Origin of the sequence: Nonomuraea sp. B5E05 (assembly GCF_039880665.1) — a bacterium.
In the GTDB taxonomy this organism is placed as follows: domain Bacteria; phylum Actinomycetota; class Actinomycetes; order Streptosporangiales; family Streptosporangiaceae; genus Nonomuraea.
The window spans coordinates 107,880-132,596 of sequence record NZ_JBDPMJ010000018.1; the positions used below are offsets into that span (position 1 = coordinate 107,880).

General features: G+C 68.0%; 32 protein-coding genes and 1 pseudogene. 7 read left to right on the forward strand and 26 right to left on the reverse strand.

Features of this window, described 5'->3' with window-relative positions; all coding sequences use genetic code 11:
- Positions 1-76 precede the first annotated feature (76 nt).
- Complete coding sequence (locus ABGB01_RS29810; protein ID WP_347776846.1) at positions 77-310, reverse strand: hypothetical protein; 234 nt, start codon at positions 308-310, stop codon at positions 77-79.
- A 713-nt stretch (positions 311-1,023) separates the two neighbouring features.
- On the opposite strand from ABGB01_RS29810, the gene ABGB01_RS29815 reads away from it, so the two are divergent.
- Positions 1,024-1,551: a DUF5919 domain-containing protein gene (locus ABGB01_RS29815; RefSeq protein ID WP_347776847.1), complete on the forward strand. Its 528-nt coding sequence runs from the start codon at positions 1,024-1,026 to the stop codon at positions 1,549-1,551.
- The gene (locus ABGB01_RS29820; protein ID WP_347776848.1) at positions 1,548-2,372 is read left to right on the forward strand and encodes an inositol monophosphatase family protein; all 825 of its coding nucleotides are present in this window, start codon (positions 1,548-1,550) and stop codon (positions 2,370-2,372) included. Before ABGB01_RS29815 ends, ABGB01_RS29820 begins: the two co-directional genes overlap by 4 nt.
- 327 nt (positions 2,373-2,699) lie before the next feature.
- Here ABGB01_RS29820 and ABGB01_RS29825 read toward each other — a convergent pair whose 3' ends face one another.
- The 4 genes and pseudogenes from ABGB01_RS29825 to ABGB01_RS29840 all read right to left on the reverse strand — a co-directional run bounded on the left by ABGB01_RS29825 (position 2,700) and on the right by ABGB01_RS29840 (position 5,081).
- Positions 2,700-3,050 (reverse strand): DUF1330 domain-containing protein, encoded by a 351-nt coding sequence (locus tag ABGB01_RS29825; RefSeq protein WP_347776849.1) that lies wholly within the window; start codon positions 3,048-3,050, stop codon positions 2,700-2,702.
- A 382-nt stretch (positions 3,051-3,432) separates the two neighbouring features.
- Positions 3,433-3,626: pseudogene (locus tag ABGB01_RS29830) on the reverse strand (integrase core domain-containing protein); the annotation flags it as partial.
- Between the two features lie 561 nt (positions 3,627-4,187).
- A complete protein-coding gene (locus ABGB01_RS29835) occupies positions 4,188-4,709 on the reverse strand; it encodes a hypothetical protein (RefSeq protein ID WP_347776850.1) in 522 nt (173 codons plus the stop codon).
- 234 nt (positions 4,710-4,943) lie between these two features.
- Entirely contained in the window at positions 4,944-5,081 is a 138-nt protein-coding gene (locus ABGB01_RS29840) for a hypothetical protein (protein ID WP_347776851.1), read from the reverse strand.
- Between the two features lie 459 nt (positions 5,082-5,540).
- Between ABGB01_RS29840 and ABGB01_RS29845 the strand changes: the two genes are divergently transcribed.
- Positions 5,541-5,786 (forward strand): hypothetical protein, encoded by a 246-nt coding sequence (locus tag ABGB01_RS29845; RefSeq protein ID WP_347776852.1) that lies wholly within the window; start codon positions 5,541-5,543, stop codon positions 5,784-5,786.
- 307 nt (positions 5,787-6,093) lie between these two features.
- Here the strand turns inward: ABGB01_RS29845 and ABGB01_RS29850 are convergent, their stop codons facing one another.
- From ABGB01_RS29850 to ABGB01_RS29920, 15 genes are all read right to left on the reverse strand, one after another.
- Positions 6,094-6,507: a PIN domain-containing protein gene (locus ABGB01_RS29850; protein ID WP_347776853.1), complete on the reverse strand. Its 414-nt coding sequence runs from the start codon at positions 6,505-6,507 to the stop codon at positions 6,094-6,096.
- Positions 6,504-6,764 (reverse strand): CopG family transcriptional regulator, encoded by a 261-nt coding sequence (locus ABGB01_RS29855; protein WP_347776854.1) that lies wholly within the window; start codon positions 6,762-6,764, stop codon positions 6,504-6,506. The genes ABGB01_RS29850 and ABGB01_RS29855 overlap by 4 nt, the downstream gene beginning before the upstream one ends.
- A gap of 630 nt (positions 6,765-7,394) precedes the next feature.
- Positions 7,395-7,901, reverse strand: a complete 507-nt coding sequence (locus ABGB01_RS29860; RefSeq protein ID WP_347776855.1) for an RICIN domain-containing protein — start codon at positions 7,899-7,901, stop codon at positions 7,395-7,397.
- Between the two features lie 155 nt (positions 7,902-8,056).
- On the reverse strand, positions 8,057-9,772 hold the full coding sequence (locus tag ABGB01_RS29865; RefSeq protein WP_347776856.1) for a Na(+)/H(+) antiporter subunit D: 1,716 nt from the start codon (positions 9,770-9,772) through the stop codon (positions 8,057-8,059).
- Positions 9,732-9,998 (reverse strand): hypothetical protein, encoded by a 267-nt coding sequence (locus ABGB01_RS29870; RefSeq protein ID WP_347776857.1) that lies wholly within the window; start codon positions 9,996-9,998, stop codon positions 9,732-9,734. Before ABGB01_RS29870 ends, ABGB01_RS29865 begins: the two co-directional genes overlap by 41 nt.
- Positions 9,995-11,440: a proton-conducting transporter membrane subunit gene (locus ABGB01_RS29875; protein ID WP_347776858.1), complete on the reverse strand. Its 1,446-nt coding sequence runs from the start codon at positions 11,438-11,440 to the stop codon at positions 9,995-9,997. Before ABGB01_RS29875 ends, ABGB01_RS29870 begins: the two co-directional genes overlap by 4 nt.
- On the reverse strand, positions 11,437-12,912 hold the full coding sequence (locus ABGB01_RS29880) for a proton-conducting transporter membrane subunit (protein ID WP_347776859.1): 1,476 nt from the start codon (positions 12,910-12,912) through the stop codon (positions 11,437-11,439). Before ABGB01_RS29880 ends, ABGB01_RS29875 begins: the two co-directional genes overlap by 4 nt.
- On the reverse strand, positions 12,909-13,274 hold the full coding sequence (locus ABGB01_RS29885; RefSeq protein WP_347776860.1) for a cation:proton antiporter subunit C: 366 nt from the start codon (positions 13,272-13,274) through the stop codon (positions 12,909-12,911). Before ABGB01_RS29885 ends, ABGB01_RS29880 begins: the two co-directional genes overlap by 4 nt.
- The gene (locus ABGB01_RS29890) at positions 13,271-14,254 is read right to left on the reverse strand and encodes a DUF4040 domain-containing protein (RefSeq protein WP_347776861.1); all 984 of its coding nucleotides are present in this window, start codon (positions 14,252-14,254) and stop codon (positions 13,271-13,273) included. The genes ABGB01_RS29885 and ABGB01_RS29890 overlap by 4 nt, the downstream gene beginning before the upstream one ends.
- Positions 14,251-14,565 (reverse strand): monovalent cation/H(+) antiporter subunit G, encoded by a 315-nt coding sequence (mnhG, locus tag ABGB01_RS29895; protein ID WP_347776862.1) that lies wholly within the window; start codon positions 14,563-14,565, stop codon positions 14,251-14,253. The genes ABGB01_RS29890 and mnhG overlap by 4 nt, the downstream gene beginning before the upstream one ends.
- Entirely contained in the window at positions 14,562-14,822 is a 261-nt protein-coding gene (locus tag ABGB01_RS29900; protein ID WP_347776863.1) for a monovalent cation/H+ antiporter complex subunit F, read from the reverse strand. Before ABGB01_RS29900 ends, mnhG begins: the two co-directional genes overlap by 4 nt.
- Positions 14,819-15,358, reverse strand: a complete 540-nt coding sequence (locus tag ABGB01_RS29905) for a Na+/H+ antiporter subunit E (protein ID WP_347776864.1) — start codon at positions 15,356-15,358, stop codon at positions 14,819-14,821. The genes ABGB01_RS29900 and ABGB01_RS29905 overlap by 4 nt, the downstream gene beginning before the upstream one ends.
- Positions 15,355-16,545 (reverse strand): helix-turn-helix domain-containing protein, encoded by a 1,191-nt coding sequence (locus ABGB01_RS29910; RefSeq protein ID WP_347776865.1) that lies wholly within the window; start codon positions 16,543-16,545, stop codon positions 15,355-15,357. Before ABGB01_RS29910 ends, ABGB01_RS29905 begins: the two co-directional genes overlap by 4 nt.
- Complete coding sequence (locus ABGB01_RS29915) at positions 16,542-17,009, reverse strand: CBS domain-containing protein (RefSeq protein WP_347776866.1); 468 nt, start codon at positions 17,007-17,009, stop codon at positions 16,542-16,544. Before ABGB01_RS29915 ends, ABGB01_RS29910 begins: the two co-directional genes overlap by 4 nt.
- A gap of 18 nt (positions 17,010-17,027) precedes the next feature.
- Positions 17,028-17,333, reverse strand: coding sequence for a hypothetical protein (locus tag ABGB01_RS29920; RefSeq protein ID WP_347776867.1), 306 nt, complete (start codon positions 17,331-17,333; stop codon positions 17,028-17,030).
- Between ABGB01_RS29920 and ABGB01_RS29925 the strand changes: the two genes are divergently transcribed.
- Both ABGB01_RS29925 and ABGB01_RS29930 read left to right on the forward strand, forming a co-directional pair.
- Positions 17,332-18,297, forward strand: a complete 966-nt coding sequence (locus ABGB01_RS29925) for a nitronate monooxygenase (RefSeq protein WP_347776868.1) — start codon at positions 17,332-17,334, stop codon at positions 18,295-18,297. The two genes, ABGB01_RS29920 and ABGB01_RS29925, sit on opposite strands and share 2 nt — an antisense overlap.
- Before the next feature lie 25 nt (positions 18,298-18,322).
- On the forward strand, positions 18,323-19,006 hold the full coding sequence (locus ABGB01_RS29930; protein WP_347776869.1) for a DJ-1/PfpI family protein: 684 nt from the start codon (positions 18,323-18,325) through the stop codon (positions 19,004-19,006).
- 303 nt (positions 19,007-19,309) lie between these two features.
- Here ABGB01_RS29930 and ABGB01_RS29935 read toward each other — a convergent pair whose 3' ends face one another.
- The 4 genes from ABGB01_RS29935 to ABGB01_RS29950 form a co-directional block, all read right to left on the reverse strand.
- Complete coding sequence (locus tag ABGB01_RS29935; protein ID WP_347776870.1) at positions 19,310-19,882, reverse strand: TIGR03086 family metal-binding protein; 573 nt, start codon at positions 19,880-19,882, stop codon at positions 19,310-19,312.
- Complete coding sequence (locus ABGB01_RS29940; RefSeq protein ID WP_347776871.1) at positions 19,869-20,351, reverse strand: SRPBCC family protein; 483 nt, start codon at positions 20,349-20,351, stop codon at positions 19,869-19,871. Before ABGB01_RS29940 ends, ABGB01_RS29935 begins: the two co-directional genes overlap by 14 nt.
- Positions 20,284-20,682 (reverse strand): metalloregulator ArsR/SmtB family transcription factor, encoded by a 399-nt coding sequence (locus ABGB01_RS29945; RefSeq protein WP_347776872.1) that lies wholly within the window; start codon positions 20,680-20,682, stop codon positions 20,284-20,286. Before ABGB01_RS29945 ends, ABGB01_RS29940 begins: the two co-directional genes overlap by 68 nt.
- A 169-nt stretch (positions 20,683-20,851) precedes the next feature.
- A complete protein-coding gene (locus ABGB01_RS29950) occupies positions 20,852-21,748 on the reverse strand; it encodes a hypothetical protein (protein WP_347776873.1) in 897 nt (298 codons plus the stop codon).
- A 143-nt stretch (positions 21,749-21,891) separates the two neighbouring features.
- On the opposite strand from ABGB01_RS29950, the gene ABGB01_RS29955 reads away from it, so the two are divergent.
- Positions 21,892-22,404, forward strand: a complete 513-nt coding sequence (locus ABGB01_RS29955) for a SigE family RNA polymerase sigma factor (RefSeq protein WP_347776874.1) — start codon at positions 21,892-21,894, stop codon at positions 22,402-22,404.
- Positions 22,391-23,146 (forward strand): hypothetical protein, encoded by a 756-nt coding sequence (locus ABGB01_RS29960; RefSeq protein WP_347776875.1) that lies wholly within the window; start codon positions 22,391-22,393, stop codon positions 23,144-23,146. The genes ABGB01_RS29955 and ABGB01_RS29960 overlap by 14 nt, the downstream gene beginning before the upstream one ends.
- A gap of 94 nt (positions 23,147-23,240) precedes the next feature.
- Here the strand turns inward: ABGB01_RS29960 and ABGB01_RS29965 are convergent, their stop codons facing one another.
- Together ABGB01_RS29965 and ABGB01_RS29970 are read right to left on the reverse strand one after the other, a co-directional pair.
- Entirely contained in the window at positions 23,241-23,969 is a 729-nt protein-coding gene (locus ABGB01_RS29965; RefSeq protein WP_347776876.1) for a peptidase E, read from the reverse strand.
- 45 nt (positions 23,970-24,014) lie between these two features.
- On the reverse strand, positions 24,015-24,698 hold the full coding sequence (locus ABGB01_RS29970; protein ID WP_347776877.1) for a DNA alkylation repair protein: 684 nt from the start codon (positions 24,696-24,698) through the stop codon (positions 24,015-24,017).
- Between the last annotated feature and the right edge of the window lie 19 nt (positions 24,699-24,717).

Consider the following 24,717-nt stretch of genomic DNA (forward strand, 5'->3'; position numbering starts at 1 on the left):
CGCGACGGCAAGCCCCTCCACCAGCTCCAAGACACGACGGTTCAGCACCCCTGAACTCGCCTCCCGTCGTGCCCGCTTATTGAGCCCCGCCGTCGAGAAGGGCGACCCAGACTTCACACGCTTTCTTGTAGCGCCAGCGATAGGTCTCGTGAACCCGCTGCTCGACGCCGTCACGGCGCTCGGTCCGGAGGATGTAGAAGAGACCGGCCTCACGGCACAGCTCGTAGACCACGTCCTCGCAGTCGCAGGTGTGCGCGACCACCCGCAGGGAGTCCTGCTCCAGTGCGGCCTCCCGCCATACCAAGCGCATACGGTCCCTCCGAGGTGGGCCGACGTGAGGAGCGAGGCAGCCGACGTAGATGTTCACAGCAGCGCACCCGCCTGTCCGGTCCCGTTGCACCGCCAGCAGTCGTCCTGGTGGCGCTCGTCGATAGCGGCGTCGGACGGATACTCAGCCGCCACAACGCTCTGGCGAAGGCTGACGTACTTCCAGCCCCGTCCTGAGCAGGAGCTACATGGCGCAGTCATGCAACGAGGATTGCCCGACGACATGTCGCCTCTCGACCGCTCATGGATACCGTCTGTGATCGACTCGTTTCGTTTCGTCTCCTCTTCGTCTCGTCCGAGCCCGTCTCTGTCGCTAACCTGGGCTCATATGGCACCCCAGCCCGAGGCGCGGATCATGACCGACCAGCCGGTCCTGTTGAAGACCCTCCTCACGCAGCGCCATTGGCAGACGTACAGCACGTTCTGTAAGGAGTACGACAAGGCGGCCAAGAAGGTGGACCCGTCGTTGCGGGGTGGTTGGCCGAGCCGGGCGCAGCTCCACCGGTGGCTGAACGGCGAGCTTAAGGGTCTGCCGTACTCGGGTCACTGCCGCGTCTTGAGGCGATGTTCCCTGGCAGGTCGGTCCATGAGCTGTTCTCCACGGCCGCCGTCGAGGTCCCCGCTCAGAGAACAGAGCCGGACTCAGCCAGAAGCGCCGGCCCCGACGCCGCAGTAACCGCCGCTCAGTTGGCCGACGTGACCGCAGTCTTCAGCAGCCGTTCGGCTTTCTCCTCCGCATATCCAGCCTCGTCGTTGTTCGACGACGCGAAGGAGATCAACGCAGTGGGCCTGTCGCTCAACATCCTCTGCCAGAGTTACCCCGATCATCAGCTCAAGCGCCTGCTCGACTCCGGCACGCGCATTCGCTGCCTCTTCCTCGATCCGAAGGGCCAGGCGATCCGCGCCCGCGAAGCGGAAGAGGGCTACACCGACAGCACGCTGACGACCCTCACAGCGCTCAACATCAGCATGCTGACCAGGCTGCGCGATCGGCTCGACACCGCGTCGGCCCAGCGCCTTGAACTCCACGTCTACGACGAGACGATCCGATTCAACCTGATCATCGTGGACCGGGGGTTGTGCGTGGTCCAGCCGTACCTACCGCAGGCACGCGGAGTCGATTCACCTACCTTTGTGATCACGGACAACACCGCCGCAGAGGGGCTGTTCCCCATCTTCGACCAGGTGTTCAGGGATATGTGGGAGCGGAGCAAACCCGTATGACCATCGACGCCCGATCGCTGCTCCCCATCGGTGAACAAGCTGTGCAGATCGCCAGCGAGATCATCCGTACCAAGGCTCCCGGGGTCGTGACGGCCAAGGGGGATCGGGACATGGCGACGGAGGTGGATTACGCCGTCGAGCACGCCGTGCGGGAGTTCCTGGCCCGTGAGACTCCTGAGATCGGCTTTCTGGGTGAGGAGGAAGGCGGCAGTCGCCTGGGCGATGGCCTGATGTGGGCGCTGGACCCCGTGGACGGGACGGCCAACTTCCTGCACGGCATCCCGCTCTGCGGCGTCTCCCTGGGCCTCGTCGATAAGGACGCCCCCACGCTTGGAGTGATCGACCTGCCATTTTTCAACCTCCGCTATGCGGCGGCCGAAGAGGCCGGCGCTGCCGTCAACGGCTCCGTGATCCAGGTGGGCGATGCCCGCGAGCTGCGGAGGGCGATTGTGGCGATCGGTGACTATGCCGTGGGGGAGAACGCCGAGGAGCGTAACCGGCCGAGGTTCGCCCTGACCGAAGAGCTTGCCGCGCGCGTTCAGCGCATTCGGATGTTCGGCTCAGCCGCGGTCGATCTCGCATGGGTGGCCCACGGAAGGATCGATGCCGCCATCATGCTCAGCAACAATCCGTGGGACACCGCAGCAGGCGTCATCATCGCCAGGGAAGCGGGGGCAACGGTGATCGATCTCGACGGCAGCCCGCACAGCATGACCGCCCAAGCGACCATCGCCGCAAGCCCGAAGCTTGTAGCCGATCTCGTCGAACTCATCGCAGAGGCCCGCAAGGCCGGGGCGTTCGACCGGAAGATTGCCGAATAGCTCTTGTAGGTATCAAGCGGCGGCGCGGCGCGCCGCCGTACCCCGGCCCTCCGCCCGCCCGCCGTCCGGGCGTGCGGCCTGAGGGCCGGTCCCAGACGGCGGCGGGACACTGGGCCGGCCGCCGTACACCTGCCGCGCCGTACCAACTGAACGCTCCGACCGAGGTTGCCGCGCCACCGCCACGACCCACTCTGAGCACACCTGCATTGTGCGTCAGGGCCCGACTGCCCACCCGGAAACGGTTTGCCGGAGCAGTGGTCCCGCCCGTAAGCCGTTCGGGGGTCAGCGGCTGAGGTGGAGATAGCCCTTGTCATCCCGGACGCTGACCTACGCGGGCAGGGCCGCCGCCTCCCGTATGGCGGTGACGGCCGCCGTTGGGATGTAGTTCTCGGGCACGCCGTCGACCATGATGATGTCGCCCTCGATGCGCCGCGAGCGCAGCGGCGCGATCTCCCGGTACGCGGGAGAATCCCACCACGCCCGTGCCTCGGCGATCCCCGGGAACCCGATCATCACGACATGTCCGGGCCAGTTGCCTTCCTTCACCTCGTGCTGGGTGGCGTGGACGAGGTAACGGCCGCCGTACGGCTCGAAGGTGGTGGGGAGCCGTTCGATGTACTCGGCAATCTCCGGGTGCGGGGCTGCCTCCTGCAGTTGGGCGATGACGTAAGCCGGCATGGTGTCCTCCCGGTGAAGTGGTGTTCGGTGCGCTGCCGATCCTGACACGCCCTTCGTAGGCAGGGCGATTACCTGGCAGGTAGGCGATCTGGCATCGCAGGCCGACTTGTGGCATTCGTTTGAGCCGGTTCTTGATGATCGCCTGAAGGTGGTCGATGCCGTGGGCGGCGAGGTTGCCCAGGATGGCGACATCGCCGGCCTCTCGCGTCCGCACAGCACTCAGCTCTACGTCAACCCCCGAAGGATTTACGGAGCCAACACTAAGGAGCCTGAAAAAGGTTCAGTGATCCCCTGGTCGATCGGAATGGCTCTTGGTCCGATCATGATCAGTGCAAGCCCTTCCACGGGCGATAGCTGAAGCGCCCCGACTTTGATGGAGACCTCAACGGTTGATTCCGGCGGGTTCGTTGGGGTGGTGTTGAGCGTAGTGGAGAGCTTCGAACTCCTCTGGTGGCAGGTGCCCGATCGCTGAGTGCAGCGGGTGGTGTTGAACCAGTCCACCCATTCGGCGGTGGCCAGTTCGACGTCGGCCACGCTGCGCCAGGGTCCTCGCGGCTTGATCAGCTCGGTCTTGTATCGTTCGCGCTCAACACCAGGCCCCGAAAGACCCTCGGATGGAAGACACCAGCCGAGGCTTTCAGCGATCATCTAAACTTGCTGCTGAGCAGCAGTGTTGCGACGACCGGTTGAATTCTCGCGGACAGAGGGAAGCGCGAGAACCGGCTGGACGCGGTCTTCCGGAGCCGATCGACCAGAGCATGCAGCTCTTCACGCATGGCGCTCATGCTCGCAGCCTACGCCTCGCCCATGCTCGCCTCCCTGGCTGTTTATGCAGGCGACGCAGGCTGTGGCCGTGCCCGTTCGCAGAGCGATCTACGGAGACTCGGGGCTCACGGTCACTCGATCGGCATACGCCCAGGTCGGCGTTTCCCCTGCTCAGCGGCTATGATCGCGAGTTTCCAAGCTGACGACCGGATTCTCGCAGACCGCCGCGCCCGCCTATCTGCGTGACGGGGAGCATGCTCTGGTCCAGGTTCTGGCCCGGCCCACCACGGGGCGAGGCGCAACCTCGCCGGGAGAGCAACCGAGCACCAGTGATCCGGCGTGCCTGATGCGGTGGGTCTGATCCGCGTCAGGCTACAGAAGGTGCTGGAAGGCTTCATCTGTAGTCTTCAGCACGGCCGGGCCGTGCTGTGGCTCAGGCCATATCTGAAGGTAGTGGTCATCTACCCGGCAGCGCTCTTCATCGATTCCTCGGATGTGATATCGCAAGCGGTACGTACCAGGGCCAGAAAGCAGCAGGGAAAGGTCGTGAGCCTTTTCGTCGTCCCAATCCATGAGCCATCCCACCAGGAAGACCTCGCCCGACGGGGCCTCAAAACTGATCTCCACGATGTCCTCATAGCCGTCGAGGTCAGCACCTGGATCCTGGTCGGCTGCGGTCACCGTGAACGGAATCTCCCCCCACTGCGTGGCGATGTTCAGGCTCGCGAGGCCTCTCTCCTCTAATTTTATGAGCCCAACGGAGTGAGTCCCTGAGTCGTTTGACCTGCCGGCGGCTTCATAGTCTCCTCGATCCATGAGATAGACCTGACCACAGTCCTCCACCTCCACGTCCATCCGCTTCGTACGCACGACAGAAGATCCGTCTCTACTCATGGGCGGGAAGCATAGAGTCCGTCCACGACAATTTCAGCTACCGGAGTAGCGCAACCAGCCTGCTTGTGCGCGATGGATGCACAGCCGCTTCCGTGTCAGAACGAGCGAGGATCAACGGTGTCTCACGGGGACTCACGGTCAATTGGTCTTCCCTGACCGGCATCTCGGTTCCCACACTCAGCACGGCAAGATCAGTAAAGGCTTCCCAAGCTGACAGGGTGGGTTCGGTTCCCGTCACCCGCTCTCAACGCGGAGCAGGCCAGGCGGGTCGTCATCGTCCTCGTCGCGTGCCCGTTCGTGTCCGATGAGGTGCTTATCGATCGCTTCCGTGATCAGCTCGTCGGCTCTCCCGACGGTGTACTGGTAGATCATCGCGGCGCGGACTGTCGTGTCCCATGCGTGCCATGAGGCCCTTGAGGCTCTCGCCCGAGTCTGCCGCGTCATGTTTCCCGTGTGACGGAGTTCCTGGGTTCATATGGCATCCCAGCCCGAGGCGCGTCTCGTAAACCCGCTTTGGGACGCTGTCACGGCGCTGAGCATGGCGATGGAGGTGCACTGCGCCGTGGAACATGCCGTACGCAAGTTCCCGCCCCGAGAGCCGCCTGAAATCGGTGCACTGGCCGGTGTTGCCGTGCTGCCCAGATACAGCCCTTACGATCGCCACGGCATGGCTCGTCGCCGCCGTCGAGCGCTAGGGGCGATCGGTGAGCGGTGCTTCGTTCCTCGGCGCGGCTCACCGTACAAAAGCGGTTGTCGTTCGTTTCAGAGCTGACGCCTGTACCACCCTCAGTGGGTCCACCACAGAATGGCAGAAAATGATAGGGATAGTTTGTGGCTACCTGGATAGTAGTGAGTTACGCGACGCTTGTAACGTTCCTTGGAATCGTGGGCTGGTTCACGTCAAAGAAGGGCGTGCCAGACTTCTTCATTATGGCACAGGCCCTGTTCACTCTTCCGTCAAGTTATCTCGTCGCTCGAATAGGCCTGAGCGGAGTTGCCGCGATAGCTGCCCTTGATGTGGCTGGTCTCATCCAGGCAGGCGTGTTGTGGGTATTCCTCGGCGGCCTCGGGTCATGACCGCGCTTCTGGTGCGGTTTAGGTTGCCTGGTGGCTCAAGGCTGATCTGCCTCCGGAGTTCAAGGTGCTAGCGAAGGTCGGAGCATCCGCTGCGCCGCGCGGGCGATCATCGATACCGATGACAAGACCATCGCCCATTGTCATGATCTGGCGGACGGGCTTGAAGAGCAGCTCGATGTGAGGTGGGTTCACGTCGAATTCCCTGCGTAGGACGAGCTCTTGCCGGCGCCACTTCCCCTTCGGAGCCTGGGCGACACCGGCGGCCGGACTATGATCATCGTGTCGGGCCAGCAGGACGGGGCATAGCTCAAACCTTGATGACAGTGACGCGTACGCCGCACAGCGCAGTGAGGTCCTCAGGGGCGGAGGTGAGGGCCGTGACGGGGCCTGGGGCAGCGAGGGCGGTGGCGCTGAGCATGGCATCGATGGCGTACTTGTGCCCGTGCAGGCCGGCGTCGGACAAGAGCGTGGCGGCGTGGCGGGCGATCGGTTCGGTGACCGGCTCGACGACAAGGCGGGACAGCGTCCATTCCAGGGCCGGCCGGTTGACACGAGGGTGGACCACCTCGACGAGGGTGGCGGCAGAGGTGATGACGCGAAGGTCGTCGGCACGGGCGAGAGCGAGCCATGCAGTGACCGTACGGTCGCGCAGGACGGCCTTGGCCAGTCCCTCACTGTCGAGGACAAGGGTGCCGCCGGGACGGGCGGGGGCGCGGGTCACGCGGCTGCCCCACCGTCGGCCTGTTCCCTGCGGGCCTGGTGGAGTTGGTCGCGCAGTGCCTGGACCTCGTCGTCGGTGATGGGGCCGTGCTCGGCCTCGGCTACCTGGATGAGTTCGTTGAGGTTGTCGCGCTCGATCTGGCGGGCGACGGCGGCGGCGACGTAGGCGGACAGGCCGGAAGGGCCGCTCCGGGATCGGGCGGCCTCGGCGATGTCGCGCGGCATGGTGATCGAGTACTTGCCGGTAGGCTCGCTCATGCCCTTTATCCTACCTCTCATCCTCCTGCAGTGTCGCGACCGCTCTCCCGGCGTTGAAAAGGCCGCCGGTCAGTTTGCGCATCAGCGGAGGCGATGAAAACGTCGGGCAGCCACTCACCAGCTGGTGCAGGCCCGTCTCGCCGGCGCGCGAAAGCAAGGCGATCCACGGAAATGCCCCCGCCAGTCTCCACGCCCCAACCATGGTGGTATGGCGAAGCCGGGAGGACGGGTCGGGCGGGGCGGCGGAGCAGGAGGGTCGAACACCCGGCTGCCATGATCAACCCCAGGGCGAGCGCCGTGATGCCTCAGATGGTCAGGTGGTAGCTGAAGGCGATCTCCTGGCTCCTGGCCGAAGCCATGGCCCAGCTCATCCCCCTGGACGAGATCCGCCGCACCGAGTTCCGGGTCACGTCTTGACTGGCGAATGCCACCAATACGGTCGTCGCGTCGCCGGATCAGCCTGACGTGCGGGGATCATGATCCGGCCGGCCACACCGGCGAAGGCCGCCCGACGGCGTAACAGCCTTATCCGCACGCACCGCTCGGGTGATGACAGCGTTACCCGAGCGGCCTGTGGCAACGCTCCCGCTTTCGTTCACGACACGGACTCCGGCATCGGTCAACAAGGGCTCAGTAATCGAACTGACCCCATTGCTGATACGTGCTGCTCTGGTTGCAGGGATTCAGGGTGACCCCTCCGCCCGCGGTCGCCCCTTGCAGGCACTTGCCCAGGCCGGAGTTCTGGACCAGGCCAAGCCCGGTACGCATCCACACCTGGGAGCCAGATCCGTTACACGGGGCCGTCCAGACGCTCCCGTTGGAGCTGGCGGTCAGGCAGCGCCCCGTCCCGCTGTTGACGATGCGGCCACCTCCCACGTCTGCGACTCCATACCAGTAGCGGTTGCCCCCTGTCGTGCAGCTGCCGGTGAACGTGCCGCTGATGGAGCCACCGCTGTTGATCAGACAGCGACCAGTGGCCCTGACGTAGAGACGGAACGAGGCAGCCTGAGTTTCGACGATGCCGACCTCGCTCCTCTCGGCCGTCTTCGCCGCAGATGCGGGAGCCGCGGTCGCCAGGGCGGCGCCGAACACACAGAGTCCGGAGAGGATCGCTGCGGCTGCGCGGGTGGATCTCATCGTGCTCCTTTGTGAATCCTCGTTGGCTTCCTCCGCTCAAGAGTGCGGGTTCGCAGGTGAGTGCGCCCAGGGTGTGAACCGGGCATTCGGCGGACATTTCTGGGTGGCCGGACCGGTCGGCCGCCCTCAGACACTTTGCGGATCACTGGACACGATCACAGAAAGGCCAGCAGCAGCATGGCGCCGAGCGCAAGCGCCGTCCACCACACCATCAGGTGGGTGGACCACGGCCCGGCGACCCGGCTGCCCGGCCGGAGCGGGCCCGTGGCGATCTCCCAGATCTCCTTGCTACGGCGGCGCAGCACGGGCCCGGCCCGGCCGCGGCCCGCGTCCGCGGCCCGCGACAACGCCCGCCATCCCTGGGGGAGCGCCCGGCGGTAGACGTAGTCGGCGTCGACGTTGACCGAGCGCAGTTCGGGCGGGTAGAGCCCGGTGCGCACCAGCACCGTGAAGGCGAGCGCGGCCAGGAGCAGCAGCTGCAACTGGTTGATCACATGGGCGGTGGTGTACGGCGCGTAGTCCACGGCGTACGGCAGCATGCCGTACAGCAGGGAGGGCGCCACCCCGATCGCCACGCACACCACTGCGGCCATGGCCATCGCCGCGCGCATGTTGAGGGGCGCCTCCGCGACGCGATAGCCCCGGTCGTGCGCGAAGAAGGCGAAATAGGGGATCTTGATGCCGGCATGGTGGAAGACGCCGGCGGAGGCGAACAGCAGCAGCAACCAGGCGACGGTGAGGTGTTCCTGCCCGACCGCCTCCATGATCAGCGATTTGGTGGCGAAGCCGGAGAACAGCGGGAAGGCGGAGATCGATGCCGCGCCGACCATGCACAGCGCGGCGGTCTGCGGCATGGACTTGTAGAGCCCGCCCAGGTCGGAGCCGTTGGCGGTGCCCGTGCGCAACATGACCGCGCCCACGCTCATGAACAGCAGGCCCTTGAAGACCATGTCGGCCACGGCGTGCGCGCTCGCGCCGTTGATGCCCAGCGCGCCCCCGATGCCGACGCCGACGACCATGAAGCCGAGCTGGTTGATCATGCTGTAGGCCAGGACCCGGCGTAGGTCGTTCTCGATGACCGCGTAGAAGATCGGAAAGACGGCCATGACGAGGCCGATCCACACCAGCATCTCGGTCCCGGCGAAGCCGCGCGCCAGCGTGTAGACCGCGAACTTGGTGGTGAAGGCCGACAGCGCGACGGCGCCGACGATGGTCGCCTCGGGGTAGGTGTCGGTGAGCCAGGAGTGCAGGAGGGGGAAGGCGCACTTGATGCCGATCGCGGCGAGGATCAGTGCGCCGCCGGGTGCGTCCAACCCGAGATGGCCGAATTCCAGTCCGGCGCCCGACTGGACCCGCAGCACGATCCCGGCCAGCATGAGCAGGCCGGACAGCAGTTGCACGGCCAGATAGCGGGTGGCGGCCCGATGGCTGCGCTCGTTGCGTCCCGCCCAGATCAGAAACGCCGACGACAGCCCGGCCAGCTCCCAGAAGACGAACAACGTGACCAGGTCGCCCGCGAGCGTGCCGCCGACGGCCGCCGCCGCGTACACCAGGATCGTGGCCTGCTGCAGCGTGTCGCGCAGATGCATGGCGTAGACCATGGTCAGCAGCGCCGCGATCAGGAAACCCGTGGCGAACACCCGCGACAGGGCGTCCACCCGCACCGGTATCAGCTCCAGCCCCAGGAACTGCAGGCCGGACGCGGCGCCCTCGGGTAGCGCCCACAGCAGGACCAGCCCGGCGACCGGCACCGCCGCCATCAGGGTTCGCCGGGGCAGGCCGCGCAGCAGCGGCACGCCTGCCGCGCCGAGGATCAGCAGCAGGGCGGGATTAGCCGTCATCGCGGCCCCGCTCGTAGTAGTCCTCGTCACGCCGCAGCACCCTGCGCAGCACCTTGGCGACGATGACCAGGGCGAAGGCGCCGACGAACCCGTATATGGCGTGGAAGCCGAACCATTCCTCGACGGCGAAGTGCGGATGCTTGGTGTAGAAGAGGTCGGCGGCGAAGGTGAGCGCGCACAGGACGGCCAGGCCGTACACGATGCGGGTCACGTTGCGCGGCTCGTCCAGCCAGCGGCGGTCGTCATCGTCGTTCACGGCACCTCCAGGATCCCGGCCAGCGGCGCGAGTACGGCCTCCGCGCCGAAGAACAGCGCCACGCAGCCGAGCGCGGTCAGCACGAGCGGTCCCGACAGGGAGAGCCGGGCCTCCCCGTGCGCAGGCGGATCCGCCGGCGGCAGCAGGAAGGCACGCGCCGGGATCGGCATCAGGTAGGCCAGCGCGAGCAAGGAGCCGGCCAGCAGCACTGCCATCATGGCGAACTGTCCCGCCTCGGCCGCGCCCATCAACAGCAGCCACTTGCTCCAGGTGCCGCCCAGGGGAGGCAGCCCGATGATCGAGAGGGCGGCGGTGAGGAATGCGGCGAACGTCCACGGCATGGCCCGGCCAAGGCCGTCCAGCTCGCTGACGCGTGTCCTGCGCGCCGTCACCGCGATCGCGCCCGCGCACAGGAACAGCGTGATCTTCCCGGCGGCATGCGTCACCAGGTGGAACACCCCGCCCGCCACGGCGATGTCGCGGGCGAGGGTCGCGCCCAGGACGATGTAGGCGAGCTGGCCGACGGTGGAGTAGGCCAGGCGGCGCTTGAGGTTGTCGGACCTGATGGCGATCACCGCCGCCGCGATCACGGTGAACGCCGCCACCCAGCTCATCGGGGCCGCGGCTCCGGTCTCGGTGAGCGTGTCGATCCCGAAGACGTAGACGGTGACCTTGAGCACCGCGAACACCCCGGCCTTGACCACCGCGACAGCGTGCAGCAGCGCCGACACGGGGGCGGGCGCCACCATCGCGGCGGGCAGCCAGCGGTGCACCGGCATCAGCGCGGCCTTGCCGATGCCGAACAGGTAGAGGGCGAACAGCACGGTCAGCACGCCGGTTCCCGCGGTTCCGTCGAGCAGGCCGCCGGGACGGAAGGTGGTGTCGCCGGCCAACACCCAGGTCCACACGACGGCGGGCAGCAGGAGGCCGATCGAGCTGGTCAGCAGGATCGCCGCGTAGGTGCGCGCGCCGCGCCGGGCCGCCGCGCCGCCGTGCGCGACCAGCGGCCAGGTCGCCACCGTCATGATCTCGTAGCCGATGAACAGCGTGACCAGGTTCGCCGACAGAGCGATCCACATCGCAGCCGCGATCGCCAGGGCGAAGAAGGCGAAGAAGCGTGTCTGGTGCGGCGTTTCGCTCGCACGCAGGTATCCGGCGGCGAACACGGTCGTGACCGGCCAGAGCACCGCCGCCACGGTGGCGAACAGCAGCCCGAGTGGCTCCAGTGCGAACTCCAGCGACAGTCCGGGCAGCCACGACCAGAGCGTCAGCCGTACGTCCTGCCCGGCGGCGGGCCACAGGCTGAGCATCGTGGCGGCCAGCGCGACGCCGGCGACCACCGAAGCGGCCTCGCGTGCGGCCGGCCTGCGCCGCAGCAGGAGGACGGCCCCGCAGGCCAGAAGCGGCAGCGTCACGGCGACCGCCAGGAGGAGAGGCATCATCCACCACCGTTCAACAGCGCCTCGGCGGCGGACTCGGCGAGCGTGGCGGGCAGCGCCGCATCGAGACCGAAGACGACGGAGACCGCGACCAGGGCCCACACCACCGCGGTCATCGACGCGGGCGCTCCTGACGGCTCAGCGGCCGACACGGGCTCGCGGAACCAGGCGGTCTCCACGACGCGCCCGATGTAACCGAGCGCCAGCAGGGAGCTGACCAGCATGGCCACGAGTACCGGCCACTGGCCGGCCTCGATGAGAGCCGAGGCCAGCGCCCACTTGCCGGCGAAACCGGCCGTGGGCGGCACGCCGACGAGGCCGAGGCCCGCGATCACGATCGCCGCGAAGGTCCAGGGCATGCGCCGGCCCAAACCGGCCAGCGCGGACAACTGCACCGAGCCCAGCCGCACCAGCAGGAGGCCGGCGGCGGCGAAGAGCGCAGCCTTGATCACCGCGTGGTTGATCAGATGGAGGTAGGCGGCGGAGACTCCGTCGGCGGTCCCCAGGCTGATCCCGGCCAGGATGTAGCCGATCTGTGCGATGCTCGACCAGGCCAGCAGGTATTTCAGGTCGGTCTGGAAACACGCGATGGCCGAGGCGGCCACCGCCGCCAGCGCGCCCGCCAGCAGGCCGATCCGGCCGATCGGCATCGTGCCGAAGACCAGGCCGGCGCCGAACACGGTGAAGGTGAGCCTGCACAACACGTACAGGGCCACCTTGGTGCTCGTGGCGGCCAGGAAGGTGCTGACCGCCGATGGCGACTCGCCGTAGGCTCCCGGCAGCCAGGCGTGCAGCGGGAAGGCCGCCGCCTTGACCGCCAGGCCGACGAAGACGAAGACGACGGAGGCATAGAGCGCCCGGTCGCTGTCGGCCGCGGCCAGGCGCGCCGCCAGGTCGGCCATGTTCAGGGTGCCCGTGACGGCATAGGCCAGGCCGATGCCGATCAGCACGAACGTCGCGCCCACCGTGCCGATCACCAGGTAGCGGAAGGCGGCCGGCAGGGCGCGGCGCCGCGGGCCCAGCGCGACCATGGCGTAGGTCGACAGGGAGCTGATCTCCAGGAAGACGAAGGCGTTGAACACGTCGCCGGTGACCGTCAGCCCCAGCAGGCCGCCCAAAGTGAGGCAGAGAAAGGTGTAGAGCAGCGGTGCCCGGCGGTCGTCGATCTCGGTGCGCACGCTTCCCAGGCTGTAGACGGCCGCGGCCACGGCCGCGGCCGACACGACCAGCAGCACGGGGGTGTTGTAGCCGGCGACCACGAACTCGATGCCGTACGGCGGCGCCCACCCGCCCACGGCGTAGTGCAGCGGGCCGTGGGCCGCCACCTGCCGGGCGAGTACGGCGGCGCAGGCCAGCGATCCGAGCGCGGCCACCAGGAACACCAGCCACGCCAGGCTCCGGCGGCGCAGCAGCACGCACAGCGGCGCGCACCCGAGGGGGATGAGCACCTGCAGCACCGGCAGGTTCGCGATCATGAGGCGGCTCCTTGCCGGTCCTCGTCACGCTCGCGCATGTCCTCTTCCTCCACGGTGCCGTAGGCCTCGAAGATGCGCACAGCCAGAGCCAGGCCGACCGCGAGGGTGGCGACGCCGACCACGATGGCGGTCAGGATCAGCACCTGGGGAAGCGGGTGGGAGTAGGTCTCGACCTCGGGGGAGATGATCGGCGCGCTGCCGCCTTCGACCTTGCCGAGGCTGATGAAGAACAGGAAGACCGAGACCTGGAAGAGCGTGAGCCCGATCATCTTCTTCAGCAGGTTGCCGTGGCTGATGACGACGTAGAGGCCGATCATCATGAGGGCGAACAGCAGCCAGTAGACGTAGTGCGTGCCGGTCATCGCGTGGGTCTCCGGCCGGCGAAGGCGAAGAAGATCGAGGTCATGACCGCCGCGACGGTGATGCCGATGGCCGCTTCGACGATCAGGATGCCCAGGTGCTGCGCCGCGGGCCCGCCGGCGGGCAGCAGCGTGCCGTAGTCGAGGAATGAGCCGCCCAGCAGCATGGTCACCACGCCCAGACCCACGAAGAGTCCGAGGCCGAGCGGGACCAGAGACCCCAGCGCTGCCGGCGGCAACACCCGCTGAGACTTGTCCAGGCCGAAGACCAGGCCGTGCAGCACGAAGCCGGTGGCGAAGATCACGCCTGCCTGGAATCCGCCTCCGGGCCCGAAGTCACCGTGGAAGAGCACATAGAGGGCGAACACCAGGACGAACGGCATCAGCAGGCTGCTGACCACCCGCAGCACCTTGTACTCCATCAGGTCCAGGTTCTGTCGCGGCTTTCCGTGCGTGAGTGGTCCGAGCAGCAGGAGTACGGCGGTGCCGGCGGCGAACACCACGACCAGCTCGCCGAACGTGTCCAGCGCCCGGTAGCTCGCCAGCACCGCGGTGACGGTGTTGGGCACGCCGATCTCCTCCTGCGACTGGTGCAGGTAGACCTCCGTGACGGGGTGTCGCTGGACAGGGCTGTCCGCAGAGCCGAAGGCGGGGAGGTCCTGGGCGGCGTAGACGAGCAGGCCGCCGGTCAGCGCGGTGACGGCGATGGCCGGCAGATGCCTGCGCCGTGGAGTGACCGCCTCTCGCGACCGGGTGAGCGCGAGCACGCCGAGCAGCAGGACAGTGCTGATGCCGACGCCGACCGCCGCCTCGGTGAAGGCCACGTCCACCGCGTCCATGAGCACGAACAGGCTCGCGGTGACGAGACTGGACAGGGCGGTCAGCATGGCGGCCTCGTACAGAGCGCGTAACCGCGCGATGACCAGTGCGGTCACGGTGAGGATCGCCAGAAGCGTGAAGTTGATCACGGTGAACGTCGTCATCGGCGGGAGTCGCCCTTACGCCAGACCGGTACGCCGTCGCGGCGCGCGGCGTGCGCCAGGAGGTGTGTCGCCGTCGGACCTGTCACCACGAGGAACAGCATGATGATGAGCAGCCGGACTCCCGCCTCCCATGTTGTGGTCCGCAGCAGCAGCCCGCAAAGGATCAGGCCGGCCCCGGCCGAGTCGGTGATGCCGGTGGCGTGGATGCGGGTGTAGAAGTCGGGAAAGCGCAGCAGGCCCACCGCGCCCGACACGATGAACAGCGCGCCGGCGGCGAGCAGCATGGTGCTCAGAATCTCCAGGAGGATCATGCGGCGTCGCTCTCCGTCTCGTGGGTGAGGCGCAGGACCGCGATGACGGCGACGAAGTTGACCAGGGCGTAGAGGATGCCGATGTCGAGGAACTCCGGCCGGCCGAAGAGGTAACCGGAGACGGCGACGAACAGGACGGTCTTGGTGCCGAACATGTTGATCGCCAGGATGCGGTTGTAGCGTCCCGGCCCGAGGAACGCCCTCGCCAGGGCGAGGAGCATGGTGACCAGGAGCGCGGCCATCACCGCGACGATCACCGCCGTGCCTCCAGCCTGTGCACCTGCCGCAGCACGCGCCCGTCACCCAGGTCCTCCACCCCGGCGCTGTCGAGGGCGTGCACCTCGATGTGCTCGTCGTCGAGGTCCAGCGAGAGCGTGCCGGGGGTGAGGGTGATGGAGTTGGCATACACCACCTGGGTGAGAGGGGACAGGCCGCGCGAGGGCGTGCAGGTGACGACCGGGGCCAGGTCCGGTCGAGGCGACCACACCTGGCGCGTCACGGTGACCGCGGAGATCAGGACTTCCTTGACGAGCCAGAGAAGATATCGGGGAAGCCGCAGCACCAGGCCCAGCGTGGGGCCCTTCTCCAGGCTGAGCCCGGCGCGGTGGCCCAGCACGCAGGCGAGGACGACCGAGATCACGCCGAGCGTCAAGAAGAGCGGATCGATATGGCCGGAGAGCAGCAGCCAGAACGCCGCGAGCAGCGGAGCGGCCCAACGGATCAGACGGATGGTGCTGGTCCCGTCGGAGTGCGTGCCGCCCGTGTCCGATGGTGCGAGACGTGGCTGCGTCATGAGCTCTCTTGGTTCGGCCAGCCGATGAGCTGCGCGCCGAGCACCGCGACGTGCAGGGTGAACGCCTGCCGAGGGTCGTCGGCCGCGTAGCCGGTGAGGTCGCGGATGCGCCGCAGGCGGTAGGTGACCGTGCGCACGCCCACATGGAGCCGCTGCGCGGTGACCGTCGCGACACTGCCCGAATCGAAGTAGGCCGAGAGGGTGTTGAGCAGTGGCTCAGCTCCCATCCGCGTGGTGCGCAGCGGCTCCAGGACCTCGGTGACCAGCTCGGACAGCGCCGCGGTGTCCCGGCGCAGCACCTGGTAGACGAGCAGCTCACGCGCGCGCAGCACCTGCTCGGGAAGGCTGAGACGCGAGCCGATCTCCAGCGCGCCGCGGGCCTGCTCGAAGGAGCGGACGACTCCGCCCGCGCCGGAGTGCGGGCGGCCGATGCCCACCCGCCACGACGTGTCCGCACCGAGGGCGAGGGAGAGCTGGCGCACGAACTCGTCCAGGACCGCCCGGTGCTGCTGGGGTGCGAGGCAGACCAGGAGCCCGTCCTTGGTGCCCACCAGCGCGTCCCGGGTGCCGAAGTGCGGGCGCAGCGCTGTCTCGACCTGGCGTGCGATCAGGTCGCCGTCCACGAAGGGCGCGGCACCGCGGGCCGCCGCCACCACGTGGGCCCAGCCGAGGTGCAGGCCGTAGCGCTCGGCACGCTCCGCCAGCCCGCCGATGTCGCGCCCGTCGAACAGGTCGTCGATGAACTCGCGGCGCAGGGACTCCTCGCGGCGCACGATCCACCGCTGGACCTCCTCGTACCCCTCGGCCAGGGTCATCACCGCGGTGTCGGCCGTACGCATGATCGACTCACCGATCGGGCAGAGGCGGTCTGTCGCGTCCGGACCGCGCACGCCGGGCAGATGCGGCCAGGCCTGCCAGGTGGCCCGCAGATAGAGATTGATCAGGCTCCGCATCGGGACGCCGAGCTCGGCCGCCCGCGCCCCGATGTCGCGCCACTGCCTCAGCTCGTCGTCGCTGGGCGGACGCCGGCTCACGCTCACCTCGGCCAGGGTCTGCAGATAGCCGTCCAGCAACTCGCCGGATGTCCCGTCGGCCTCGGATGCGATCTTCGTGGCCAGCGCGGCGAGTTCGTCGGGAGCGGCCGGCTGGGCACCTCTTCCTTGCTGGGAGGCTGTCGTCACGGTCATGGGCAGGCCTCGCTGATGGCGGCTGCCAGCTTCTCCAGCAGCCGGTTGGCCGTGATCACTCCGAGTGAGCCGCCCTCATCCGCCTGTTCCACCAGTATCAGCGGGCAGCCGTGGCGTGTCATCAGCTCGACCAGCTCGACCAGCGTCGCCTCCGGGCGCGCCACAGGGATCCGAGCTTCTGCTTCTTCCAGTAGGTCACGGACGGGCCTGCGTGCCAGGGGTTCGGCGATCCTGTCCGCGTGCGCCTCGTCGAACACGCGGGCCAGGAGCGGCTCGCCCAGCGCGTAGCGGGGCAAGGCGAGCTTGAGCAGGTCGACCGACGACAGGCAGCCCACCACGCGCCCCTGTTCGTCAGCGACGATCAGTCCCGGCAGCCGGTGTTCGCAGAGCATGCGCACGGCCGCCAGCGCCTCGTCGTCGAGACGCGCGGTGGGCAGCGTCTCCACGATTTCGGCTGCGCGCATGAACCCTCCTGACATCATCTACCGCATGGGGACGGGTGGCTCCTTCGAGTATTCGAGACTCGGGCCGATGAGCCAATGGGCGGCGGGGCCAAGTAGCAAGGTCTGCTCGTTGCCGACCACCGGCAACCTCCTGGCGAACCCTCTGTCGAAACCCTGCTCAGGGTGTCGCCCACGCCCTTCGCGCTGGGAGAACGCCCTGAGCGGCACGGCCGCGATCATCTGGAAGACCTCTGACGGTACGCCGACAGGAGCGGGGATCCCGGACGGCTGGAAACGTTGATTGCGCTGCGAAAGGCACGACGGGTGGGCGAGCATGGGGATCATGGGATTGTCGACAGCATTCACGGAGCTGTTCGGTGTGGAGCATCCGATCGCCTTGGCCCCGATGGGCGGGTCGGCGGGTGGCGCCCTGACGGCGGCGGTCTCGCGCGGTGGCGGCCTTGGACTGCTGGGCAGTGGGAACGGGGCCCAGGACTGGCTGGCTCGCGAACTGGCTGTCCTGGCCGACGAGCGCACCGGGAAGCCCTGGGGCATCGGCTTCCAGACGTGGGCAATTGACGACGGTGTGATCGCGCGGGCGTTGGAGCACGATCCGATGGCGGTGATGTTGTCCTTCGGCGACCCCAGCCCGTTCGTGGAGCGCATCCGCAGGGGAGACACGGCGCTGATCATTCAGGTGACCGACCTGGAGGAAGCCCGCAGAGCGGTGGACCTGGGCGCCGATGTGATCGTGGCACAGGGCACCGAAGCCGGCGGGCACGGCGCCAGGCACGGACGGTCCACGTTGCCGTTCGTGCCCATCGTGGTGGATCTGGCGGCGCCGGTGCCGGTGCTGGCGGCAGGCGGGATCGCCGATGGCCGCGGCGTGGCGGCCGCCCTGGCGCTGGGAGCTGCTGGAGCGCTGCTGGGCACTCGCTTCCAAGCCACCACCGAGGCCCTGATCGCCCCCGCGACCGCCAAGGCGATCGTCGAGGGGCGTGGGGAGGACACCGAGCGCAACAGGGTGCTGGATATCGCCCGCGGCTCCCAGTGGCCGGCGCAGTACACCGCGCGTACCCTCGGCCACCCTTTCCTGGACGAATGGCGGGGCCGGGAGGACGAACTCGCAGCTGCCGCTCATGCCCGGCAGGCGTACCAAGATGCCGCTGCACGAGGTGAGATTTCCGCATTGCCGCAGTGGGCCAGCGAGGCCATCGACCTCATCAACGATCTGCCGTCCGCCGCCGATCTGGTCAGCGCCCTGGCCGCCCAGGCCGAGGAAGCGCTGGCCCGAGCCGGCAGGCGCTGACCGCGATCACCGGGAAGTAGCGACCATGACCGACGCGGCTCGCCGGCGTAGCATTATCGAGCTGACCGGAGGAGCCATCGTGCGCATCGCCATTCCGCTGTTTGATCGGTTCACGGCCCTTGACGCGGTCGGCCCGTACGAGGTGCTCAAATTTCTCCCTGACGCCGAGATCGTGTTCGTCGCCGAGAAACCGGGGCCCGTGCGAGATGTGCCCAAGTGGTTGGCCATCAGTGCCGACGCGGCGTTCGCCGACGTCGACTCCTGCGATGTCCTGCTCGTTCCAGGGGGACCAGGCGCTCGAGGCCTCCTCCAGGACGGCGATCTGCTCGACTGGATCCGTCGAATGCACGAAGGAAGTGTCTGGACCACCTCCGTCTGTACAGGCTCACTGCTGCTGGCCGCGGCGGGGCTGCTCAATGGTCTCTCTGCGACGACGCACTGGGCGGCAGTCGACGTCCTGGAATCGTACGGAGCTGCCTACACCCCCGAGAGAGTCGTGTTCCAGGGGAAGATCGTGACCGCTGCGGGGGTTTCGTCGGGCATTGACATGGCCCTCGCCTTGGCGGCGCAGATCGCTGATCAGACCACGGCCGAGGCGATCCAGCTCGCCATCGAGTACGACCCTCAGCCACCTTTCGACGCGGGCTCCCCTGCCAAGGCGTCCCAGGCCGCCAAGGATCTTCTCGCCAGGGGAATCGGACGCCGCTGACCTCCAAGCGATCAGAGCGCCGACCTTGTCCAAGGGGTCCGGCTCCGAACAGGGGTGCGGGCGAGCGCACCCCGGCCAGACCGGCCCGGCGAGCCTACGAAGGCCAGCCATGCCGCTCATCGAAGACCACGTCGGATCCACCGCAGTGCCGGGCCTGGCCGCCAAGGATGGTGGACCGGCTGGCAGCCCGGCTCCGGGGCACGTTGTCCGAAGAGGAGTCGCCCGCGTTTCGCTGACGTGGATCACGCGATCTCTGCTGGACGCCGGTGGCTTCGGTGTCCGGTCAGATTGAGGGCGTCCGGATCACTGTCCCTGCCAGAACGGGTCCCGGCCGATGAAGCCCACCAGTCTCGTCTGGACGTCCGAGCCGGCGGGCACCTCGACGCGGGTGCCGTACTGGCCGGAGGAGCGGAGCACCTCCTCTATCTGCTCCATCCCGTCGAGGAGTTGGGCGCAGAAGTCGGGGTCCAGCCGGTCGTCCTGGCCGGTCGCCCTGGACAGGTCCCAGGTGTGCATGAACACGTCAGCGGTGTAGAACTGGCCGATCGCGGTCGCCAGGGGCAGGCTGCCGATGTGCGGGTTGGTGAATGTGCGGTGCTCGGTCTCCGGATCGTCCAGCACCGCCTGCACAGCGTCGCTGTGAACCTGCCACGCGGCGACCGGGTCCTCGTCCACCGAGGGTCCGCGGCGCAGCTCGATGCCGGAGCCGGAGGCCAGGAATCCGGGGAACCACTCGGTCAGGTGCCGAACGATGTCGCGGGCGGTCCAGCCGGCGACCGGGGACGGCACGTCCCACGACTTGGTGGCGCGGACCCGGTCGGTGAACAGCCCGGCGACCTGCCGGTGTCGCTCGGCAGGGTGGTCAGACAGAGCCATCGATGATCATCCTCTCCAGCTTGGCGTAGCCTTCGCCGACGCCGACCTCCATACCGCTGCGCAGCCACGCGTCGCGGCCCTCGAAGCTGTCGACCAGCGACTGCGACAGCAGCCGCGTACGGCCATCGCCCAGGTCCTCGAACCGCAACGTCTCCAGGGCGACTCCGTCGGGGTCGCCCTCGAAGGTGAAGGTCTGCACGATACGGTCCGGCCGTACCTCGTGGAAGCAGCCGCGGAACCCGTGCTCGGTGCTGTTGTGCACCGAGACGTAGCGCCAGCTGCCGCCGGTGTGCGCGTCCCAGTGCTCGATCCGGGTGGCCGTGTCGTCGGGGCCCACCCACCGGACGAACAGCGCGGGATCGGTGTGGGCGCGGAATAGTTGCTCGGGCGTCGCCGCGAAGTCACGAGTCGTCCGGATGATCGGCACCCCCGGGTCGGCTTCGATGGCCGTCTCCTTGGCCGTGCTCATGTGGTTCGTCTCCGTTCATTTCCTCGAGAACCGCGTCGAGGCGGCGGTAGCGCTGCTCGACGCGGCGCCGGTGGCGCTCCATCCAGGTGTCCATCAGGTCGAAGGCCTGGGCCTCCAAGCGCACCGGCCTGGGCTGCGGCCCGTGCGGCCGGCTGACGAGCCCGGCGTCCTCCAGCACCCGCAGGTGTTTGTAGACGGCCTGCAGCGTCATCCGGTACGGCTCGGCCAGCTGGCTCACGGTCGCGTCGCGCTCCGAGAGCCGGGCCACCATGTCACGCCGCGTGGGATCCGCGAGGGCGGCGAAGACGCGCGACAGCGTGTCCGTGGTCATCAGCCCCTCAGTTTTCAACTTAGTGGTTGAAAACTGTAGGCCGAAGGCATCCGCCCGTCAACCTCGAGGTTGAAAGTGCTGTTCGTGCCTGCCTTGACGGACCTCGTACAAGCAGCCCTACCCGGCCCCGGGGGTGAGATCCTGCTGCACGCGGTGTCCGCCCGGGGTGCTAGGGCAGGGCTGGGACGGCGGGCTGGGAGTTGGTCCAGCCGACCTCGACCAGCGTCTGGTTGTGGGTTTTGCCCCCGAGCGTCTTGCCGTTGTGCGTGACCGTCTGGTCCCGTGACAGCAGCACCATCGTGCCGGTGTCGACGACCAACCTGATCTTGGCCGAGCTCGTACCGCTCTTTCCCTTGCTCGTCCGCTCGATCAGGACTGCGGCGCCGGATCTGCCCAGGGTGTCCTTCGCGTTGCCGCCGGCGCGGACGCCCGGCATCGTCAGCAGCGCCTGGTAGGCGGCGGCGCGGACCTCCTTCGAGGCGGGTATGGAGTGCAGGATCTCCGGCAGGGAGCTCGTGACCCAGCCGTCGAGGGCGCCGTCCGGCACACGGCTGACCTTGCCCGCCCTCCTGAGCCAGTCCTTCAGGATGTTCGGGTCGACGGGCAGGCGCTGCACCTCGTCGTACGTCAGCCGCTGCCCCGCGAGCCGGAACGAGTTCTCATCCCGTACGGGGGTCACGCTGCCCTTGGCCGGTTCGGTGGACAGCTTCACGGTCTTGCCGTCGATCGACTCGCTCCACTTGGACGGGGAGCCGTCACGCCGCCACGCCTTCTTGTCCGCCGCGCTCTTCGGCAGCGTTCCGAGCTCGCGGAACCCGATCCACATCCTGCCGTCGGGCGCGTTCCAGTATTCCGCGACCCGCCGCTGGACCAGAGAGTAGGGGTCCGACCTGGAGCCGAACCGCCAAGCGTGGGTGGTCGTCATGAGCGCCCGGGAATGCCAGTAGGCGCCCTCGGGCGGAGCCGCCGCGGCCGCCCCCGGCGCGCCCATGAGAGCGGTGGCGCCCACGGCCAGGCCGATGCCCAGGGAACTCAGCCGCCGGATCGGTGCGGTCGCGAACTTCATAGGGTTCCTCCGTGGATTCGATGTGACGATCTGCAATACGCCTGGGACCGCCCGAATGGTTGCCCGTGGACCTTTCTTCGCCGGCGGGCAACGCTTTGGGACGGCCGAGGCGTATTAGGAGGCGTGAAATCGGACAGACAGTCGTGAGCGGCGTGGAGCACGACTTCGGCGCTTTCGTGGCCGCGCGGGGCACGAGCCTGCTGCGGGTCGCCTATCTCACCTGCGGTGACGAGACAGAGGCCGAAGACCTGCTGCAGACAGCGCTGGAGCGTACGTACAGGAGCTGGGACCGGGTGCGCCACGACAGCCCCGAGCCCTACGTGCGCCGCGTCATCATCAACGCCGCCATCAGCCGCGCCCGCCGCCGGGCCATCCTCAACATCATCCCGATGCACAGCCCGCCGGAGAGAGCGGCCCGCGCGACCGACGTCGACCTGCGCCATGTGCTCATGGAGGCGCTGCGCGCCCTGCCGCCCCGGCAGCGCGCGGTGGTCGTCCTGCGGTACTGGGAGGACCTCAGCGAGACGCAGACCGCCGAGGTGCTCGGATGCTCGGTCGGCACCGTCAAGAGCCAGGCGTCGAAGGCCATGGCCAAGCTCCGCGCGGCGCTTGGCCGGGAATCAGTGGAAGGAGTGATCAGGAGTGCCCACGCTTGAGGAGGAGATCCGCCAGATCATGGCGGACGAGACCGCGAGGCTGCGCGTCGCGCCCGACCTGGCGGAGCGGGTCATGCGCTCCTCCCGCGGCAAGCGGAAGAGGGCCAGGGCCGCGGCGCTGGCCGCGTCGGTCGCCGTCATCGCCGCCGCGCCCATCGGGTACGTGACCGTCGGCTCGGTGGCCACCACCGGGCCGGAGCCCGCGATCTCCGCGGTGCCGGAGCCCACCACCTCCGCGACGCTGGGACCGCCCGCCATCGACGACACCCCGCCGGCCCCCTCCCCGACGCCGGACTTCGGAGACCTGGGCGAGGGGAAGGAGTTCGGGCACGTCAAGGTGGGTTATCTGCCCGAGCGGCTGAAATGGTCGAACTGGTCGCTGGACTTCGGCGACCGTTACACGACCTCGTACAACTTCGACGGCGACAAGAACGGCTTCTACTGCGTCCAGATCTACATGTACGAGGAAGCGGCCGTCCAGGAGGTCGACGACCGGATCAAGCAGTACCGCGACGAGGACGACGGTGAGGAGATCACCGTCGGCGACCGCACCGGCTACCTGGTCATCCAGCACGTGGGTGAGGACGGCATGAAGGGCACTCCCACGCTCTTCCTCAGGATGGGCGACCGGCAGCGCGCCGAGATCATGTTCAGTCCCGTGTACGCCAAGGAGTTCTCCGGCGCCGAGGCCGTCAGCGCCGAGCTGAGGAAGATCGCGGAAGGGCTCACCTCGACCCTCTGACCTCCGCCAGGACCGGAACACGAGATCAGGAGGTGGTGCCGCGATCGATCAGGCAACGCTACGCGAAAGACCGGCCATGGCTCAGCTCCAGTGCTCAGGGAACCCAGCAGCGAGCGGGAAGGGCCTTCTCTCTGGCCCCGCCCGCGCCGTCGGGCTCGACGAACCATGCGTTCCGGTCGGGCAGCACGCTCACGACCTCGTGCAGCCCGGTGCCCACATAGTGGAGGGCGACGCCGTCCTCGGTGGCGTATCCGGCCGGCAGCGTCCCGCTCGCCACGGACTCGCGGAACCGCGCCCGCCGGGGCTGGTCGCCCAGATCGTCATGGACACCGTTGCTGAACGGCAGGAAGTTCAGGCCGTCATCGAGGGCGTCGAGGTCGTCGCCGAAGGAGTCGGTTATACCGCCCGCATGCCAGCACAGGCTGCCCGCGCTCTGGCCGGCCAGCACGACACCCTTCTCCCAGCACTCTCGCAAGATCTCGTCGAGGCGGTGCGCACGCCAGACCGCCAGCAGATTCACCACGCTGCCTCCCGACACGAAGATCACATCCTGGGCGAGGAGATGCGCCCGCACGTCGGTCACGTTCGGCTGCGTGAACAACTGGAGGGAGGACAGGTCCGCGTCACCGAACGACGCGGCCCGCGCGCTCCAGCCGTCGATGAACTCCCGCGAGTCACCCACCGCCGTCGCGATGAGGCACATCCGCGGTCGGCGCACAGCGGCCAGCTGCCTCGCCTGCCATATCTGGACGCCGACGTGCCGGAACCCCGCAGGAGGGAACAGCACCCCGGAACAGGCCAGGATCTGCGGCTCTCTGATCATGAAAACGTATTATCCGCCCATACGCGGTGCGCCTGGAGGTCGCGCTCAGCCGCGGCCGGATCCCTGCCCTGCCCGGCGCGTCATCTCGGTGATCCAGATCGGCGCGAAGGGAGACGTGCAGCCCGGGGAGGTCGGGTAGTCCTTGAGCACCTCCAGGCGCTCGCCGATGTCGATGGCACGGGTGCGGAGTCCGGCGTGCTCGATCCCGATCTGGGCCAGGCAGGTGTTCATCGCCCACTGCAGGCGGTCCGGGGCGTCTCTCATCTCCGCCTCGATGGCGTCGAGCAGTCCTGGGAGGTCGAGGCCTTCTGGCTGCTTCGCCACGCGGTCGGCGGTCAGCGCCCAGCCCGCGCTCGCGACCACCGGATCCGGGTCGGCGAACCAGGCCAGGCGCAGCTCTTCGGCGTGCGGGCTCTTCTTCACCACGTAGTTCAGGAGCCAGTCGTGCACCTTGGGCGTGCGCGCCTCCCGCATCATGACGTCAAGCTCGTCACGCTCGAACGCCTTCGGGCGGCAGATCAGGAGCGCCAGCAGTCGTGCCGCGGTGTCACCCGTCTCCCAGAGCCGGCGCGCGAGCTCCTGCTGCGTCTTCAGCCGCTTCGCGAGCGCGCGCAGCCTGCTCAGGTTGACGCCGTGGTCGTCACCGTGTCTCTCGTTGACCGCGCGTGCCTTCGGGTCCTCGAGCCCGGCCAGCTCGGCCAGCACCTCGGCCACCGTCGTCTCGGCCACCTCAGCCTCCTGTCCGTCA